This is a genomic window from Geodermatophilus obscurus (assembly GCF_900115395.1).
GTDB lineage: Bacteria > Actinomycetota > Actinomycetes > Mycobacteriales > Geodermatophilaceae > Geodermatophilus > Geodermatophilus obscurus_B.
Window position 1 is genome coordinate 73,713 of the sequence record NZ_FOWE01000002.1, and the last position, 17,825, is coordinate 91,537.

Here is a 17,825-nt window from a genome sequence, read left to right on the forward strand (position 1 = left end):
ACAGGCAGGGGGATGCCGTGGCCGAGGGCGCACGACGGATCAAGTCCGTCGAGGACTCCATCCGCGACACCGAGGAACCCGAGCACCGGCTCAAGAAGAACCTCTCGGGCCTCGACCTCGCCGTGTTCGGCGTCGGGGTGATCATCGGGACCGGCATCTTCGTGCTCACCGGGGTCGTGGCCCGCGAGAACTCGGGCCCCGCGGTGGCGGTCTCGTTCGTCATCGCCGGCGTCGTCTGCGGCCTGGCCGCCGTCTGCTACGCCGAGTTCGCCTCCACGGTGCCGGTCGCCGGCTCGGCGTACACGTTCTCCTACGCCACGATGGGTGAGCTGCTGGCCTGGATCATCGGCTGGGACCTCGTGCTCGAGCTGGCGCTGGGCGCGGCCACGGTGGCGGTCGGCTGGTCGGGCTACCTCAACCAGCTGCTCGGCGACCTCGGCATCCCGCTGCCCGAGGCCATCGCCGGGGAGACGGCCCGCTTCAACATCCCCGCCATCGTGATCGTCCTGCTCATGACCGCGGTCCTGGTCCTGGGCATCAAGCTGTCGTCGCGGGTGACCAGCGTGATCGTGGTGATCAAGGTCGCCATCGTGCTGCTGGTCATCGCGCTGGGGCTCTTCTACGTGCAGGCGGACAACTACACGCCCTTCGTGCCGCCCGCCGAGCCGGCCCCGCCGGGCGCCAGCGGGTGGGACGCGCCCCTGGTCCAGACGATGTTCGGCTTCAGCCCGGGCGTCTTCGGCTGGGGCGGGGTCATCGCCGGCGCCTCGATCGTGTTCTTCGCCTTCATCGGGTTCGACATCGTGGCCACCGCGGCCGAGGAGACGAAGGACCCGAGCAAGGACCTGCCCCGCGGGATCATCGGCTCGCTGGTGGTCTGCACGCTGCTCTACGTCGCCGTGTCGCTGGTCGTCGTCGGCATGCAGCCCTACTCCGAGCTGTCGACCGAGGCGCCGCTGGCGGAGGCGTTCAGCAGCGTGGGGCTGTCGTTCGTGTCGAGCCTCATCTCCGTGGGCGCCCTGGCCGGCCTGACGTCGGTCGTCATGATCCTCATGCTCGGGCAGTCGCGGGTGCTGTTCGCCATGAGCCGCGACCACCTGCTGCCGCCGGGACTGGCCCAGGTGCACCCCCGGTACGGCACGCCCTACAAGATCACCATCGCGACCGGGATCGCCGTCGCCGTGCTGGCCGCCGTCGTGCCGCTGGAGGAGCTGGCCCTCCTGGTGAACATCGGCACGCTGTTCGCCTTCGTGCTCGTGTCGCTGGGCGTCATCGTGCTGCGGCGTACGCGGCCGGACCTGCACCGGTCCTTCCGGGTCCCGCTGATGCCGGTCCTGCCGATCGTCTCGGCACTGGCCTGCCTCTGGCTCATGCTCAACCTGCCCGGGGAGACCTGGCTCCGGTTCGCCATCTGGATGGCGATCGGCTTCGTCGTCTACTTCGCCTACGGACGGCGGCACAGCCGGCTGGCCGGCGCCGAGGGCGAGGCCGCGGCGGTGCGGCTGGCCGCCGACCGGGAGGCCCGCCGCGGTCCCCGCTGACCCCCGGAGGGGTGAGACCCCCTCCAGCGGCCCGCCACGGAGGCCGACCTGACCGGTGACAGACGTCCCCGGCCAGGAGCGACCCCGTGGCGACCAGCGTCCTCGACGCCCCCCTCCCGACCCCCGCGGCCCGGCACCGGGCCCGGTGGCCGGTGGCCGTCCTGCTGCTGGCCGGCGTCTCGCTCCTGGAGTCGGTCGCCCTGCTGGCCGTCGGGCTCACCGGGCTCGACGGCCTGATGACGGCGACACCGCGGCCCCCGGGCCCGCTCGTCGCCGGCGTCCTCGGCGGGCTGGCCGGCTGGATCGTGCTGTGCGCCGCGGGCGGGCTGGCCGTCGTCGACGGCTCGGGGCGCCGGCTGCCGGCCGGCGTCGCCTGCGCCGAGGTGGCGCTGGTCGGCGCGCTCACCGTGGCCGCCGTCGCGGTCCCGCTGCCCCTGCCCCTGCCGCTCCCGGCGCTGGCGCTGCTGGTGCTCGCCGTGCCCGTCGGCAAGCTCGTGCTGCTGTCGGCGCCCTCGGCCCTGGCCTGGGCGGCCGCGCAGCCGCCGCGGGAGCGGGACCGGCCGGCCGCCGTGGCCCACCCGCGGGTGCGGCTGGCGACCGTCGCGCTCATCGGGGTGGCCCTGACCGCCCTGGCGGTCACCACGCCGGTGGCCACCGAGCCGCCGCCGTCGACCGCGGTCTCCGGGCACTGACCCGGCGCTCACTACGCTCGTCGTGTGACAGCCCGCCACATCCTGACCGCCCCGGCGTGGCCGTACGCCAACGGGCCGCGCCACATCGGCCACGTCTCCGGCTTCGCCGTCCCCTCGGACGTCTTCAGCCGCTACCACCGGATGGCCGGCGACCGGGTGCTCATGGTCAGCGGCACCGACGAGCACGGGACGCCGATCACCGTCGCCGCCGACGCCGAGGGGGTGAGCCCGCGCGAGATCGCCGACCGCAACAACCGGATCATCGTCGGCGACCTGCAGTCCCTCGGCCTGAGCTACGACCTGTTCACCCGCACCACCACGGTCAACCACGCCCGGGTCAGCCAGGAGATCTTCCTCGGCCTGCTCAAGAACGGGTACGTCTTCCCGCAGACGACGCTCGGCGCGATCAGCCCCAGCACCGGTCGCACGCTCCCCGACCGCTACATCGAGGGCACCTGCCCCATCTGCGGCTACGACGGCGCCCGCGGCGACCAGTGCGACAACTGCGGCAACCAGCTCGACCCCACCGACCTGATCAACCCGGTCAGCCGGATCAACGGCGAGACGCCGCGGTTCGTGGAGAGCGAGCACTACTTCCTCGACCTGCCCGCCTTCAGCCGCTCCCTCGGCGACTGGCTGGCCACGCGGAAGAGCTGGCGGCCCAACGTCCTCAACTTCGCCACGAACCTGCTCGAGGACCTCAAGCCGCGCAGCTACACCCGCGACATCGACTGGGGCGTGCCCGTCCCGCTCGACGGCTGGCGCGACCGGCCCGACAAGCGCATCTACGTGTGGTTCGACGCCGTCGTCGGTTACCTGTCGGCGTCCATCGAGTGGGCCCGCCGCTCCGGCGACCCCGACGCGTGGCGGCAGTGGTGGCAGACGCCGGACTCCGACGCCTACTACTTCATGGGCAAGGACAACATCGTCTTCCACGCCGAGATCTGGCCCGCCCAGCTGCAGGGCTACGACGGCGAGGGCGACAAGGGGGGCAGCCCCGGTTCCCTCGGCCGGCTCAACCTGCCCACCGAGGTCGTGGCCAGCGAGTTCCTCACCATGGAGGGCCGCAAGTTCTCCTCCTCGCGCCAGGTGGTCATCTACGTCCGCGACTTCCTCGCCCGCTACGACGCCGACGCGCTGCGCTACTTCATCGCCGCGGCCGGGCCGGAGTCCCAGGACACCGACTTCACCTGGGCGGAGTTCCTCCGCCGCAACAACGACGAGCTCGTCGCCGGGTGGGGCAACCTGGTCAACCGCACGGTGTCGATGGCGGCGAAGAACGTCGGCGCCGTCCCGACGCCGGGCGAGCTGACCGACGCCGACCGCGCGCTGCTGCGGGCGACGTCGTCGGCGTTCGCGCCGATCGGCGAGCAGCTCGGGCGCAACCGGCAGAAGGCCGCGGCCGCCGAGGCGATGCGGGTGGTCGGCGAGGCGAACAAGTACCTCTCCGACCAGGCGCCGTGGAAGCTCAAGGAGGACCCGGCCCGGCGCGACACGGTGCTGCACACCGCGCTGCAGGCGGTCAGCGACTGCAACGCGCTGCTCACCCCGTTCCTCCCGCACTCCGCCCAGAAGGTGCACGAGCTGCTCGGCGGCACCGGCGTGTGGTCGCCGGCGCCGCGGATCGAGGAGGTCACCGACCTCGACGACGGCTCGCCCTACCCGGTCATCACCGGCGACTACGGCGACGCGCAGGCGGTCTGGGCCTCGCGGCCGCTGCCGTCGGGGACGCCGCTGGCGCCGCCCACGCCGGTCTTCCGCAAGCTCGACGAGTCGATCGTGGCCGAGGAGCTGGCCCGGCTGGAGGAGGGCCAGGAGTGAGCCGGTCGGCCGCGTCCCGTGCCGACCGGCGGGGCGAGCCGCCGCCGTCGCCGGAGCCGCTGCCGGCGCCGGCGGTCGACAGCCACACCCACCTCGACATCGTCCTGGACGGGTTCCGCACCGACGAACCGGCGGACGACGCCGCCGTCGACGCCGAGATCGCCGCCGCGGCCGCCGTCGGCGTGCCGCGGCTGGTGCAGGTCGGTGTCGACGTGCCCTCCTCGCGCTGGGCGGCGGAGCTGGCGGCCCGGCACCCGAACGTGCTGGCCGCCGTCGCCGTCCACCCCAACGAGGCCGGCGCCGGCCTAGCCGCCGACGACGCGCTCGCCGAGATCGACCGGCTCGCGGCGCTGCCGCGGGTGCGCGCGGTGGGGGAGACCGGCCTCGACCGGTTCCGCACCGGGCCGGAGGGCTGGGCGGCGCAGGAGGCGTCCTTCCGCGCGCACATCCGCATCGCGAAGGAGCACGGCGTCGCGCTGGTCATCCACGACCGGGACGCGCACGAGGAGATCCTGCGGGTCCTCGACGACGAGGGCGCCCCCGAGCACACGGTGTTCCACTGCTTCTCCGGGGACGCCGGCTTCGCCCAGGCGTGCGTGGAGCGCGGGCACGTGCTGTCCTTCGCCGGCACGCTGACGTTCGGCAGCGCGGGAGCCCTGCGCGAGGCGGCGGCGCTCACCCCGGTCGACCAGCTGCTCGTGGAGACCGACTCGCCGTTCCTCACGCCCGTCCCGTACCGCGGCCGCCCCAACGCCTCGCGGCTCGTCCCGCACACCGTCCGGGCGCTCGCCGAGGTCACGGGCGTGGAACTGGTGCGGTTGTGCGACGCCCTGACCCGCACGGCCGAGCGCGTCTTCGGCCCGTGGGACCGAGGGCCCACCGCCTAGCCCGCTCGGCGTTGCACACTGGTCACCGTGGGCCGCCTCATCGCCGTCGTGCTCTTCATCGCCGTCCTGGTGCCCGGCGTGCTGCTCGCCCGCGCCTGGGCCCTGGCCGCGGGCCGCCGTGCCGTCGCCTCGGCGGCGGTGGAGTTCACGACGCCGACCCCCGAGGCCGTCACGACGCTGCAGCGGCAGGCCCTGCACGGGCGCCGGGTGCGCCGGGTCGGGCTGCTGCTCGGCCTGCTCGCGATCGCGGCGAGCGTCGTCGTCTTCGCCGAGGCGTCGGTCTTCCTGTGGCTGCCGGCCCTGGTCGTGGGCCTGCTGGTCGGCGTCGTGCTCGCCGAGGCCACCCGCCCCCGCCCGCGCTGGCGGCTGAGCGAGCCCGCCCGCCGGCCCCGCCGCAGCGAGCAGATCTCGCTGTGGCTGCTGTGGACCATGCGCGCCGTCGTCGCCGCCGAGGCGGTCGCCGCGGTCGTGGCCTGGCAGCAGGGCGACCTGCGCGACGCCGTCGGCCTGACCGCCCTCGCCGTGCCGCTGGCCGCCTGGCTGATCGCCGAGGTGGCGCTGCTGCGCGCCCTCGTCCGGCCGCTGCCGGCCGACGGTGCCGACGTGCCGGTCGACGAGGCGCTGCGCACCTGGACCGCGCACCTGGTCACGGCGGCGGCCAGCGTGCTGGCGCTGCTGCCGCTGGGCACCCTGCTGCTGGTCGGCGGCATCGACCTCGGTGACCGGGTCACCGAGGGCGTCGACCTGGTGCCGGTCGCCCTGGTGGCGGGCGGGTTCGCCGGGCTGGCCGCGGGCCTGGCCGTGACCGGCTTCCTGCTCACCTGGCTGCGGCCGCTCCAGACGAGCGAGCGCGCCCTCACCGGCTGAGGCGGCCCGCTGCCCTCGAGCGGCGCCGGCCACACCGTGACGTCGCTCACCGCCTGACCCCGCGCGACCCGGCCGTCACACCCGTCCCATACGGCGCGCCCGTGACTGTACGTGTCGGCGCGGCGCCGTATCGACATCTCGTCCCGGTGGTTCACTCCGTGCGCACCGTTGCACGCGCACCACGCTCGTTATCGTGTCGTGACCGACCTCCGGGATGGGGACCCACCCGGGCGGCGTCCACGGCCCCGGGGTCCCCTCGGAGCTGACGCCCGCCCGGATGCGCGTCGCCGCTCCCGGTCCTCTGACCCGTGAGAGAACCGTGCCCCGAACGCTGAAGCTCGCCCTCTTCGCCCTGGTCCTCGCCGGACTGGTGGGCGGCTCGACCGCGTGGTTCCTCGCCACGCAGAAGTCGCTGACCCTGACCGTCGACGGGCAGGACCGTGCGGTGACCACGACCGCCGGCACCGTGGGCGAGGTGCTGGCCGAGGAGGGCCTGGAGACCCAGGCGCACGACGTCGTCCTCCCCGGGCCCGACGCCGAGGTCGTCGACGGCGACACCGTCGTCGTGAACCGTGCGCGGCCGCTGCAGCTCACCGTCGACGGCGTCAGCAGCGAGGTCTACGTCACCGCGCTGTCGGTCGACGAGGCGCTCGCCCAGCTCGGCTACCGCGCCGAGGGCATGGTGCTGTCGGCCAGCCGCAGCGAGCGGCTCCCGCTCGACGGCATGGAGCTGTCGATCACCACCCCGAAGGACGTCACGCTCGTCGTCGACGGCACGACCCGCGTCGTGAGCACCACCGCCGCCACCGCCGGCGCGTTCCTAGAGGAGCAGGGCGTCGTCCTCGGCGAGCACGACCGCACCAGCCTCTACCCGACCCAGCCGCTGCTGAGCGCCATGCGGCTGCAGGTGGCCCGCGTCTCGGTGACCGAGGAGGTGGTCACCGCCCCCGTGCCGTTCCGGACCGTCGAGACCGAGGACCCGGAGGCCTTCGAGGGCGACGACACCGTCACGCAGGAGGGCGTCCCCGGCGAGCAGGCCACCACCTTCCGCGTCACCGTCGTCGACGGCGTCGAGACCGGGCGCGAGCAGCTCGACATGGCCGTGACCGTCCCCCCGGTCGACGAGCTCGTCACCGTCGGCACCAAGGAGCGCCCCGCGCCCGCCGGCGGCGTGCCGGCCACCGCCGACGGCCTGGACTGGGCGGCGCTGGCGCAGTGCGAGTCCGGCGGCCGGCCGGACGCGGTGAGCTCCACCGGCAAGTACCGCGGCATGTACCAGTTCTCGACGGCGACCTGGCAGTCCGTCGGCGGGTCCGGCGACCCCGCGGCCGCCTCCGCCGCCGAGCAGACCCTGCGCGCCCAGATGCTCTACGCCCGCTCCGGGGCCGGCCAGTGGCCGCACTGCGGCTCGCGACTGTTCGGCTGAGGCCCACCCGCTGACCACTCCCGAGCAGGCCGACGGGCTGCTGGGCCCGGCCGCCATCCGCGACCTGGCCCAGCAGCTCGACCTGCGTCCCACCAAGACGCTCGGCCAGAACTTCCTGCACGACGCCAACACCATCCGCCGCATCGTGCGGACGGCGGAGCTGCGCCCCGACGACGTCGTCCTCGAGGTCGGCCCGGGCCTGGGCTCGCTGACCCTCGGCCTGCTGCCGGCCGCCGCGGCCGTGACCGCCGTCGAGATCGACCCCCGGCTGGCCGGCCTGCTGCCGCGCACGGTGGCCGACCGGCGGCCCGACCTGGCCGGCCGGCTGACCGTCGTCGAGGCCGACGCGCTGCGGGTCCGGGAGCTGCCCGGCCCCCCTCCGACGGCGCTGGTGGCCAACCTGCCGTACAACGTGGCCGTGCCCGTGTTGCTGCACCTGCTGGAACTGCTGCCCTCGCTGCGGCGTGCGCTGGTCCTCGTCCAGGCCGAGGTCGCCGAGCGGCTGGCGGCCCCGCCCGGCAGCTCCGCCTACGGCGTCCCCTCGGTCAAGGCCGCCTGGTACGGCACCGCCCGCCGCGCCGGCAGCATCGGCCGGCGGGTGTTCTGGCCCGAGCCCAACGTCGACTCCGGGCTGGTCGCCCTCGACCGGCACGACCCGCCCCCCGGCGACCGGGCCGCGACCTTCGCCGTCGTCGACGCCGCCTTCGCCACGCGCCGCAAGGGCCTGCGGGCGGCGCTGGCCGGCTGGGCCGGCAGCCCGGCCGCCGCCGAGCAGCGGCTGCGCGCGGCCGGCATCGACCCGGCCACCCGCGGCGAGCGGCTGTCGGTGGCCGACTTCGCGCGGCTGGCGGCGACCGCGCCGTGAGCCGGTCCTGCGGAGGCGGGTGCCCGTGAGCTGGTCCTCGCCGGGCGGCCCCGGGCACAGCCGGGGCGACGGCGCGGTCGCCGCGCACGCGCCGGCCAAGGTCAACGTGTCCCTCGCCGTCGGCCCGCTGCGCGACGACGGCTTCCACACGCTGCACACCGTCTACCTCGCCGTGTCGCTGCTGGACACCGTGACCGTGCGGCCCGCCGACCGGCTGTCGGTGACGGTGACCGGGGAGGGCGCCGACGGTCCCGACCCGGTGCCCACCGACCGGCGCAACCTCGTCTGGCAGGCCGCGGAGCTGCTCGCCGAGCACGCCGGGGTCGCCGCCGGCGCCGCCATCGAGGTGCACAAGACGATCCCGGCCGCGGCGGGGCTCGCCGGGGGCAGCGCCGACGCCGCCGCCGCCCTGGTGGCCCTGGACGCGCTGTGGGGCATCCACGCCACCCGCGGCGACCTCACCGGCCTCGCCGCCCGCCTCGGCAGCGACGTCCCCTTCGGCCTCGCCGGCGGGGTGGCGCTCGGCACCGGCCACGGCGAGCAGCTCACGCCGGTCCTGGCCCGGCGGCAGTGGCACTGGGTGCTCGGCATCGCCGAGGGCGGCCTGTCCACACCGGCGGTCTACGCCGAGCTCGACCGGCTGCGCGCCGCGGGCCGGCTCCCCGACGGGACGGCGGCTCCCGAGTCCGGGCCGGTGCTGGCCGCCCTGCGCAGCGGGCCGACGGCGGCGCTGGCCGCCGCGCTCACCAACGACCTGCAGGCGCCGGCGATCTCGCTGCGCCCGGCGCTGCGGCGGGCGCTGCGGGCGGCCACCGGCGCCGGGGCCGCCGCCGCGCTGGTCAGCGGCTCGGGGCCGACCGTGGCCGCCCTGGCCGACGACGAGGACGCGGCGCTGCGGCTGGCCGCCGTCCTGGCGGGGGAGGGCGTGTTCCGCACCGTCCGGGTGGTGCACGGCCCCGTGCCGGGCGCCCGGCTGGTGGGCTGACCGCTCAGGCGGGGTCGAGCCGGACGGTGTGCAGCACCGGGTGCGGATCGAGGTGGGACAGGCCGGAGTAGGCGAGGTCGACCAGCCGCGCGGCCACCTCGTCCTTGCTGGTCGTCCGGTGCTCCAGCCACCACTGGGCGACCAGCGCCACCATCCCCACCAGCGCCTGGCTGTAGAGCCCGGCGGGCTGCGGGTCGTGACCGCGTGCGGCCAGCTGCTCGGCGAGCAGGTGCTCGACCCGGTGGGCGATCTCGCCCAGCAGCGACGAGTACGAGCCGGCGCCGGGGGAGTCGCGGGCGAGCACCCGGAAGCCGTCGGTGTCGTCCTCGACGTAGTCCAGCAGCGCCAGGGCCGCGCGCTCGAGCAGCGCCCGCGGCCCGCCGCCCTGCGCGAGCGCTGCGGTGAACCGGTCGAGCAGCCGCTGCATCTCCCGGTCGACGACGGCGGTGTAGAGGCCCTCCTTGCCGCCGAAGTGCTCGTAGACGACCGGCTTGCTGACGTCGGCGCGGACGGCGAGCTCCTCGATCGACGTCGCCTCGTAGCCGCGCTCGGCGAACACCGCGCGGCCGACCGCGACCAGCTGCTCCCGCCGTTGGGGACCGCTCATCCGCACCCGTGGGCGCGGCACGCCAGCACGTCCGGCCGGAGCCGGCACCCCCGTCAGGCGGCGGCGGGCTCGGGTGCCCGCCGCTTCGCGGCCAGGCGCACCGGGTCGGGCCACTTCACCGAGGAGGCCCAGCCGAGCTTCTCGAACACCCAGATCACCCGGGCGCTGATGTCGATCTGCCCGCGCAGGACGCCGTGGCGGGCGCAGGTCGGGTCGGCGTGGTGCAGGTTGTGCCACGACTCCCCGGCGCTCAGGATCGCCAGCGGCCAGAAGTTGGTGGCGCGGTCGCGCGAGGCGAACGGCCGGCTGCCCACGACGTGGCAGATCGAGTTGATCGACCAGGTGACGTGGTGCAGCAGGCCGGTGCGCACCAGCCCGGCCCAGAAGAACGCCGACCAGGCGCCGGCCCAGCTGCCGGTCACCAGGCCGCCGATCGCGGCGGGCAGGGCGAGGCTCAGGAAGGCCCACAGGCTGAACAGCCGACTGGTGATCCGCAGCCCGCCGTCCTTGAGCAGGTCGGGGGCGTAGCGCTCGGCGTTGGTCTGCCGGCGGTCGAACAGCCAGCCCAGGTGGGCGTGCCACATGCCCTTGAGCAGCGCCCGGGCGTCGGTGCCGTAGCGCCACGGCGAGTGCGGGTCGCCCTCGCGGTCGGAGAAGGCGTGGTGGCGCCGGTGGTCGGCCACCCACTGCACGACCGGGCCCTGGATCGCCATGCAGCCGGCGATCGCCAGCGCGATGCGCAGCGGCCGCTTGGCCTTGAACGAGCCGTGGGTGAAGTAGCGGTGGTAGCCCACCGTCACCCCGAGCAGGGGGACGAAGTAGAAGCCGGCGAACAGCGCGACGTCGAGCCACGACAGTCCCCAGCCCCACACGACCGGCACGATCGCGGCCAGGGCCACGAACGGCACGACGACGAACACGTAGAGGACCAGCTGCTCGAGGTGGCCCTTCTCCTTGCCGTACGCGGTGGCCGGCAGACCGGCGTCGGGGTCAGCGGGGCGGAAGGCCGTCGGCCGGGTCAGGGAGGGGGCGGACACGGGGCGGGAGCCTCCAGGTGTGGGCCGTCGCGGGTCGTCCGAGGTGGACGACCGGCGGATGGGTGCTGCGTAACCTACGTCACCGTAGGCGGACGCGCCGCCTGGGCCTGCGGGCCGGGTGGACGGTGACCCGGCGCCACCCGGCCCCTAGGCTCGGGCGCGTGGTGCCGCGCGCGGGCGCGGCGCCGCGGTGGGGGATGGGGTAATCGGCAGCCCGCCGGCCTTTGGAGCCGGGAAGTCTCGGTTCGAGTCCGAGTCCCCCAGCAGCGTCCCCATCCACCGCCGGCCGGCGCCGGCGGGCCCACCGTCGGAGGAGATCCGTGAGCTCCCAGCAGGCAGTCGCCGCCGTCGTCGTCCTCGCCGCCGGCCAGGGCACCCGCATGCGGTCGGCCACGCCGAAGGTCCTGCACGAGCTCGGTGGGCGCTCGATGCTCGGCCACGTGCTCGCGGCCGCGCAGCCGCTGGGCGCCGCCACCACCGTGGTGGTCGTCGGGTCCGGACGGGAGGCCGTCGAGGCGCACCTGGCCGCGGTCGCACCCGGCGCGCGGGCGGTGCTGCAGGCCGAGCAGCTCGGGTCCGGGCACGCCGCCCGGGTCGCCCTGGACGCCGTCCCCGAGCTCGAGGGCCCGGTGCTGGTGGTCAACGGCGACGCCCCGCTGCTGCGGACCGCCACGCTCACCGCGCTGGTCGACGGGCACACCGCGGCCGCCAGCGTGTTCACCGTCCTGACCGCCGAGGTCGACGACCCCACCGGGCTGGGCCGGATCGTCCGCGACGACGCCGGCGCCCCGCGCGCCATCGTGGAGGAGCGCGACGCGACGCCCGGGCAGCGGGCGGTCCGCGAGGTCAACGCCGGGGTCTACGTGGCCGACGCCGGCACGCTGCGGCGGGTGCTGGCCGGGCTGGCCACCGACAACGCTCAGGGCGAGCAGTACCTCACCGACGCGCTCGCGCCCCTGGTCGAGGGCGGTGCGCCGGTCGCCGCCGTCCCCGCGCCGGACCCCGACGACGTCCTCGGCTGCAACGACCGCCGCGAGCTCGCCGTGCGCCGCCGCACGCTCAACGACCGCGTGCTCGACGAGCTCATGCGCTCCGGCGTCACCGTCGTCGACCCGGCCACCACCTGGGTCGACGTCACGGTCACCGTCGCCCCCGACGCCCTGCTCGAGCCGGGCGTCCAGCTGCGCGGGACGACGTCGGTGGCCACCGGTGCCGTCGTCGGCCCCGACACCACGCTGGTCGACACCACCGTCGGGGAGGGCGCCGCCGTCGTGCGCTCGCACGTGCTCGGCGCGGTCGTCGGGCCGCGGGCCACGGTCGGCCCGTTCAGCTACGTGCGGCCGGGTACCCGGCTGGGCGCGGACGCCAAGGTGGGCGCCTTCGTGGAGACGAAGAACGCGCAGGTGGGCGAGGGGTCGAAGGTGCCGCACCTGTCCTACGTCGGCGACGCGACCATCGGGCGCGGCAGCAACATCGGTGCCGCGACGGTGTTCGTCAACTACGACGGCGTGGCCAAGCACCACACGACCGTCGGCGACGCGGTCCGCATCGGCTCGGACACCATGCTCGTGGCGCCGGTCACCGTGGGGGACGGCGCCTACACCGCCGCCGGCTCGGTGATCACCGAGGACGTCCCCCCGGGTGCCATGGGTGTGGCGCGGGCCGCACAGCGCAATGTGGCAGGCTGGGTCCGTCGCCGCCGCCCCGGCACCGCCGCCGCGGACGCCGCTGCGGCGGCGGGAGCAGCAGCCGAGGGGACGGCCGGGAGCCGTCCCGCGGGCGACACCCCGGCCGGGCCGGCGGAGCCCGGGGCGGACCACGAGCGGTAGGGGTACACAGCCGATGAGCGCGATCCGGCAGACCACCAGCAAGAGCCTGATGCTCTTCTCCGGCCGGGCCTACCCCGAGCTGACCGACGAGATCGCCGGGCACCTGGGGGTCACCCCGACGCCCACGGCGGCCTACGAGTTCGCCAACGGCGAGCTCTTCGTGCGCTTCGAGGAGTCGGTGCGCGGCTCGGACGCGTTCATCGTGCAGAGCCACGCCGCGCCGATCAACACCTGGCTCATGGAGCAGCTGCTCATGGTCGACGCCGCCAAGCGCGCGTCGGCCAAGCGGATCACCGTCGTCGCGCCGTTCTTCCCCTACGCCCGGCAGGACAAGAAGCACCGCGGCCGCGAGCCGATCTCCGCCCGCCTGGTCGCGGACATGTTCAAGACCGCCGGCGCCGACCGGCTGATGACCGTCGACCTGCACACCGCGCAGATCCAGGGCTTCTTCGACGGCCCGGTCGACCACCTCTTCGCCCTCGAGCTGCTCAGCGGCTACGTGCAGGAGCGCTGGGGCGACCGCGACATCACCGTCGTCTCGCCGGACTCCGGCCGCGTCCGGGTGTCGGAGCGGTGGAGCGACAAGCTGGGCGGCAAGCCCCTGGCCTTCATCCACAAGACCCGCGACCCGATGCGGCCCAACGAGGTGGTCGCCAACCGCGTCGTCGGTGAGGTCGAGGGCCGGCTGTGCATCCTGCTCGACGACATGATCGACACCGGCGGCACGATCGTGAAGGCCGCCGAGACGCTGTTCACCGCCGGCGCGGCCGACGTCATCGTCTGCGCCACCCACGGCGTCCTCTCCGGTCCGGCGGTCGACCGGCTGAAGAACAGCCAGATCAGCGAGGTCATCGTGACCAACACGCTGCCGATCCAGCCGGAGCGCCGGTTCGACAAGCTCACCGTCCTGTCCATCGCCCCGCTGCTGGCCCGGGCGATCAAGGAGGTCTTCGAGGACGGCTCGGTCACCAGCCTCTTCGGCGGCGCCAGCTGACCCGTCGCCTCCCCGGCTCGCAGGGGAGCCCGGTCAGCGGGTGAAGGCGCGCGGGAGGCAGGCCAGCTGGCGGTCGTCGAGCCCGCGGGAGGCCAGCTCCCGCTGGCGCTCGGTGACCGGCGGGACGGGCACGGTCGTCATGGGCGTGCGCGAGGTGTAGGTGAAGGTGACCGAGCCGCGGTCGCGGCGCACCGGCGGCATCGCCCGGTGGAACACCGCGCGCGTGTCGGCGACGACCGCCGTCCACGTCGGGCCGGTCGCCCGCCGCCACTCGTCCTCGGGGACGCGGCGGCGCAGCGCGTCGTCGCCCACGAACCCGGTGACGTAGGCCAGCTCCCGGACCAGCCGGTCGGTGTGCCGGCGGGACACCCACTCGAAGGGCCCGCCCTCGAGGTCGACGTCGTTGAGCCACACCAGGATCTTGAACATCCGGTGGTCCTCCATGTCGCGGTGCCACTGCCGGACGCCGACCGTCCGCGCCGTCGCGTGCTCGCACCGCACGTCGGCGCCGTGGTAGCGGGGCGGCAGGCCGAGGTGGGCCTCGGCGAGGTCCAGCAGCTCCGGTTGCAGGCCCCACTGCCACACGTCGGACTCGGCGAGCACGTCGTCGAGCGACGGGCGGCTGGTGTCGCTGCCGGGGGTCGCGCCGCGGGCGGTCGCGGCCGCCAGTGCCCCGAGCCCGGCCTGCAGGCGGTCGGTGCCGGGCAGGCCGAGACGGTCGAGCGTGCTGACGCACACGCCCTCCTCGCGGAGGGTGGCCACGACCTCGGCCCGCTGGGGCGACAGCGTCGGGACGAACGGCTCGTAGCGGCGCAGCCGCTGCCGGTGCAGGTGCTGGGACAGCTCGCGCGCGGGGCCGACCCGGCCGATCACCTCCCGCTTGACGCGGTTCCCGGCACGCACGGCCAGATCGAGCACGGTGGTCCTCCTCGGCAACCGACCGCTCCGCCGGTCGTGGATGGGTGTCCGGAGCGCCGCGCACGCTAGTGACGTCGTGAGAGCCGCCGGAACCCCGTTCATGATCGCCATGCGGACGTTCTCGTCCCGTCCGGCGCGACGCCGCGCAGGAGCGCCCGCGACGGGCGTCTACACTGGCGGGAAGCCCGGCGAGGGAGGCGGCCCGTCCGCTCTCCGTGATCGACGTGCGTGTGCTCCCTGCGAGGTGTGCCGCGCGCGGCCGCCGGCACACCGGCCGATCCACCAGAGGAGCACACCGTGGCTGACTTCCGCCTCGTCGCCGAGGCCCGCACCGAGTTCGGCAAGGGCAGCGCCCGCCGGACCCGCCGCGCGGGCCGCATCCCCGCCGTCCTGTACGGGCACGGCCAGGACGTCGTCCACCTGTCGCTGCCGGCCCGCGAGTTCGCCGCGGTCCTGCGCAACGGCGGCAGCAACGCCCTGGTCACCGTCGTCCTCGACGGCACCGAGCACCTCGCGCTCACCAAGTCGGTGCAGCGCGACCCGCTCACCCGCGTGCACGAGCACGTCGACCTGCTGGCCGTCCGCCGCGGCGAGCGGACGACCGTCGAGGTGCCGCTGGTCGTCGTCGGGGAGCCCGGCGTGGACGCGATCACCAACCACCAGCTCAACACCGTCGCGATCGAGGCCGACGCGACCGCCCTGCCCGACACGATCGAGGTCGACGTGACCGGCCGCACCGCCGGGCAGAACATCGCCGCCGGCGACCTCGTCCTGCCGCGCGGCGCCACCCTGGTCACCGACCCCGAGGCGCTGGTCATCGGCTTCCTCGGTGCCCCGACCGCCGAGGCCCTCGAGGCCGAGCTCGCCGAGGCCGAGGCCGAGGCCGGCATCGAGCGCGAGGAGTCCGCGCCCGCCGAGGGCGGCATCGGCGAGGGCGACGTCGTCCCCGAGCCGCAGGCCCAGGGCGGCGGCGAGTCGATCGAGTCGACCGAGAACAGCTGAGGTCACCGCTGACCGAGAGCACGTCCCGCAGGGGCGCCGGCGCACCCGCCGGCGCCCCTGCGGCGTCCCCGCCCTCCGAGGGCCCCTTCCTCGTCGTCGGGCTAGGCAACCCCGGACCCGGCTACGCGGGCAACCGGCACAACGTCGGTGCGATGGTCCTCGACGAGCTCGCCGCGCGCGCGGGCGTGCGGCTCGCCCCCGGGAAGGGCAAGCGGGCGCGGGCACTCCTGGGCGAGGGCCGGCTGGCCGGGCGCCGCGTCGTCCTCGCCCGGCCGACGACGTACATGAACGAGTCCGGCGGCCCCGTCCGCGGCCTGCTCGACTACCACTCCGTCCCGGTGGCCGACCTGGTCGTCGTCCACGACGAGCTCGACATCCCCTTCGCCGCCGTGCGGCTCAAGCGCGGCGGGGGCGAGGGCGGGCACAACGGCCTGCGCTCGATCAGCCGGTCCACCGGCACCCGCGACTACCTGCGCGTGCGGGTCGGCATCGGACGCCCGCCCGGCCGCCAGGACCCCGCCGACTTCGTGCTCAAGGACTTCTCCGCGACCGAGCGCAAGGAGCTCGACCTGCTCGTCGCCGAGGCCGCCGACGCCGCCGAGGAGCTGCTGGCGCACGGCCTCGAGACGGCGCAGAACGTCGTCCACCCGCGGTCCTGATCCCTCTCCTTCGGGTGAACGGTCACTCTCCGCATTGACCCGGTGGTGACGCTCTGTGAGTGTCCTCCGTGCACTGGGGGACGCGCTGCAGGCAAGGGCACCGCGCAGATGCACCGTCCGTGACCGTCGTCCTCCGTGCACACGTGGAGTGACGAGGGGGAAGACGTGCTGCTGGACCACCACGCCGCCGAGACGGGCCGCACCGCACCGAGACTGCCCCTCCCGCGCCCGGCTGCCGGGGCCCTCCGTCCCCTCCGCGCCGTCCGCCGGGTCCCCGCCCGCCTCTGGGTCGGCCGCTACTCCGCCACGCTGCACGTGCTCGACGTGACTGCCGCCGTGCTCGCCACCGGCGCCGTCGTCGTCGCTGGGGCCGGCCGGCCCTCCCTCGGCTCGCCGCTGGTCCTCACCGCGGCCGCGCTCGTCCTCGCCTGGCCGCTGCTGCTGCTGGGCACCGGCGCGCACGAGGAGCGGGTGTTCGGCACCGGCAGCGACGAGTACCGCCGCGTGGGCCGGGCCGGCTTCCTGCTGCTCGCGCTCACCAGCGTCGTCTCCTTCGTCGCCTCCCTCGACCTCAGCCGGTCGGTCGTCCTGCTGGCCGTCCCCGCGCTCACCGTCCTCACCCTGGGCGGCCGCTACGCCGCGCGGTGCGCGCTGCGCCGCCTCCGGGCCCGCGGCCGCTGCACGACGCGGGTCGTCGTCGTCGGCCGCGGCGGCGCCGTCGTCGACCTGGCCACCGCGATCCGGCGGCAGAACTACGCCGGGCTCGAGGTGGTGGCCGCCTGCGCCACGCCGGAGAGCCGGGCGCGCGTCGCCGACACGCTGGGCGTGCCGGTCGGCGGCCTCGACGAGGTCACCGCGGTCGCCGAGCGGCTGGGGGCCGACACGGTCGCGGTGACCTCGGCCAGCGAGACCGCCGCCGAGTACCTGCGCCGGCTGTCCTGGCAACTCGAGGGCACCGGCATCGAGCTGCTCGTGGCACCGGGGCTCATCGAGGTCGCCGGGCCGCGGCTGCACATCCGCCCGTTCGAGGGCCTGCCCCTGCTGGCGGTCGAGCAGCCGCGCTTCGAGGGCTGGGGCCGGCTGGTCAAGGGCGGGGTCGACCGCGCCGTCGCGCTGGTGGCCCTGGTGCTGCTGGCCCCGCTGCTGCTGGGGCTGGCGCTGGCCGTGCGGCTCGACAGCCCCGGCCCGGTCCTCTACCGCCAGGAGCGGGTCGGCGTGAACGGCCGGCACTTCACGATGCTGAAGTTCCGCAGCATGGTCGTCGACGCCGACCGCCAGGTCGAGGCGCTGCAGGCGCACAACCTCTCCGACGGACTGCTGTTCAAGATGCGCGCCGACCCCCGGGTCACCCGTGTCGGCCGCGTGCTGCGCCGCCTCTCCCTCGACGAGCTCCCGCAGCTGCTCAACGTGGTGGGCGGCTCGATGTCGCTGGTCGGCCCGCGGCCGCCGCTGCCGCGTGAGGTCGCCCGCTACGACTCCTCGGTCAGCCGGCGGCTGTTGGTCCGGCCCGGGCTCACCGGCCTGTGGCAGGTCTCCGGGCGCAGCGACCTGTCCTGGGAGGAGGCCGTCCGCCTCGACCTGCGCTACGTCGAGAACTGGTCGCTCGCCCTCGACGCCCTGATCCTCGCCAAGACCGTCCGCGCGGTGCTCAGCCGCTCGGGCGCCTACTGACCCGCGCCGCCGGCTCCCCCGTGT

16 protein-coding genes and 1 tRNA gene are annotated in these 17,825 nt (G+C 75.2%); 14 read left to right on the forward strand and 3 right to left on the reverse strand.

The window, feature by feature from the left end:
- Positions 1-17 precede the first annotated feature (17 nt).
- The 8 genes from BM165_RS03740 to BM165_RS03775 all read left to right on the forward strand — a co-directional run bounded on the left by BM165_RS03740 (position 18) and on the right by BM165_RS03775 (position 9,084).
- A complete protein-coding gene (locus BM165_RS03740; RefSeq protein WP_075012200.1) occupies positions 18-1,541 on the forward strand; it encodes an amino acid permease in 1,524 nt (507 codons plus the stop codon).
- A gap of 86 nt (positions 1,542-1,627) precedes the next feature.
- The gene (locus BM165_RS03745) at positions 1,628-2,233 is read left to right on the forward strand and encodes a hypothetical protein (protein WP_075012201.1); all 606 of its coding nucleotides are present in this window, start codon (positions 1,628-1,630) and stop codon (positions 2,231-2,233) included.
- A gap of 24 nt (positions 2,234-2,257) precedes the next feature.
- On the forward strand, positions 2,258-4,054 hold the full coding sequence (gene metG, locus BM165_RS03750; protein ID WP_075012202.1) for a methionine--tRNA ligase: 1,797 nt from the start codon (positions 2,258-2,260) through the stop codon (positions 4,052-4,054).
- Positions 4,051-4,941: a TatD family hydrolase gene (locus tag BM165_RS03755; RefSeq protein WP_075012203.1), complete on the forward strand. Its 891-nt coding sequence runs from the start codon at positions 4,051-4,053 to the stop codon at positions 4,939-4,941. The genes metG and BM165_RS03755 overlap by 4 nt, the downstream gene beginning before the upstream one ends.
- Positions 4,942-4,968: 27 nt before the next feature.
- Positions 4,969-5,808, forward strand: a complete 840-nt coding sequence (locus BM165_RS03760; RefSeq protein ID WP_075012204.1) for a hypothetical protein — start codon at positions 4,969-4,971, stop codon at positions 5,806-5,808.
- 319 nt (positions 5,809-6,127) lie between these two features.
- Positions 6,128-7,234, forward strand: coding sequence for a resuscitation-promoting factor (locus BM165_RS03765; protein ID WP_075012205.1), 1,107 nt, complete (start codon positions 6,128-6,130; stop codon positions 7,232-7,234).
- Between the two features lie 145 nt (positions 7,235-7,379).
- Positions 7,380-8,099 carry a 16S rRNA (adenine(1518)-N(6)/adenine(1519)-N(6))-dimethyltransferase RsmA gene (gene rsmA, locus BM165_RS03770; RefSeq protein ID WP_244274012.1) on the forward strand — a complete coding sequence of 240 codons (720 nt, stop codon included), beginning with the start codon at positions 7,380-7,382 and terminating at the stop codon, positions 8,097-8,099.
- A 25-nt stretch (positions 8,100-8,124) separates the two neighbouring features.
- The gene (locus tag BM165_RS03775) at positions 8,125-9,084 is read left to right on the forward strand and encodes a 4-(cytidine 5'-diphospho)-2-C-methyl-D-erythritol kinase (RefSeq protein ID WP_075012589.1); all 960 of its coding nucleotides are present in this window, start codon (positions 8,125-8,127) and stop codon (positions 9,082-9,084) included.
- A gap of 4 nt (positions 9,085-9,088) precedes the next feature.
- Here the strand turns inward: BM165_RS03775 and BM165_RS03780 are convergent, their stop codons facing one another.
- Both BM165_RS03780 and BM165_RS03785 read right to left on the reverse strand, forming a co-directional pair.
- Entirely contained in the window at positions 9,089-9,691 is a 603-nt protein-coding gene (locus BM165_RS03780; RefSeq protein WP_075012207.1) for a TetR/AcrR family transcriptional regulator, read from the reverse strand.
- Between the two features lie 53 nt (positions 9,692-9,744).
- Positions 9,745-10,728: an acyl-CoA desaturase gene (locus BM165_RS03785; RefSeq protein WP_083427029.1), complete on the reverse strand. Its 984-nt coding sequence runs from the start codon at positions 10,726-10,728 to the stop codon at positions 9,745-9,747.
- A gap of 191 nt (positions 10,729-10,919) precedes the next feature.
- Here BM165_RS03785 and BM165_RS03790 point away from each other — a divergent pair.
- The 3 genes from BM165_RS03790 (at position 10,920) to BM165_RS03800 (ending at position 13,551) form a co-directional block, all read left to right on the forward strand.
- Positions 10,920-10,992: transfer RNA gene (locus tag BM165_RS03790), tRNA-Gln, on the forward strand.
- Positions 10,993-11,048: 56 nt separating this feature from the next.
- Positions 11,049-12,557 carry a bifunctional UDP-N-acetylglucosamine diphosphorylase/glucosamine-1-phosphate N-acetyltransferase GlmU gene (glmU, locus tag BM165_RS03795; RefSeq protein ID WP_075012208.1) on the forward strand — a complete coding sequence of 503 codons (1,509 nt, stop codon included), beginning with the start codon at positions 11,049-11,051 and terminating at the stop codon, positions 12,555-12,557.
- A gap of 13 nt (positions 12,558-12,570) precedes the next feature.
- Positions 12,571-13,551 carry a ribose-phosphate diphosphokinase gene (locus tag BM165_RS03800; RefSeq protein WP_075012209.1) on the forward strand — a complete coding sequence of 327 codons (981 nt, stop codon included), beginning with the start codon at positions 12,571-12,573 and terminating at the stop codon, positions 13,549-13,551.
- Between the two features lie 33 nt (positions 13,552-13,584).
- On the opposite strand, the gene BM165_RS03805 is transcribed toward BM165_RS03800, so the two are convergent.
- A complete protein-coding gene (locus BM165_RS03805) occupies positions 13,585-14,469 on the reverse strand; it encodes a phytanoyl-CoA dioxygenase family protein (RefSeq protein WP_075012210.1) in 885 nt (294 codons plus the stop codon).
- Positions 14,470-14,766: 297 nt separating this feature from the next.
- On the opposite strand from BM165_RS03805, the gene BM165_RS03810 reads away from it, so the two are divergent.
- The 3 genes from BM165_RS03810 (at position 14,767) to BM165_RS03820 (ending at position 17,801) form a co-directional block, all read left to right on the forward strand.
- Complete coding sequence (locus BM165_RS03810; protein ID WP_075012211.1) at positions 14,767-15,471, forward strand: 50S ribosomal protein L25/general stress protein Ctc; 705 nt, start codon at positions 14,767-14,769, stop codon at positions 15,469-15,471.
- An 8-nt stretch (positions 15,472-15,479) separates the two neighbouring features.
- On the forward strand, positions 15,480-16,130 hold the full coding sequence (gene pth, locus BM165_RS03815; RefSeq protein ID WP_075012212.1) for an aminoacyl-tRNA hydrolase: 651 nt from the start codon (positions 15,480-15,482) through the stop codon (positions 16,128-16,130).
- 135 nt (positions 16,131-16,265) lie between these two features.
- Positions 16,266-17,801: a sugar transferase gene (locus tag BM165_RS03820; protein ID WP_244274014.1), complete on the forward strand. Its 1,536-nt coding sequence runs from the start codon at positions 16,266-16,268 to the stop codon at positions 17,799-17,801.
- The last annotated feature ends 24 nt before the right edge of the window (positions 17,802-17,825 follow it).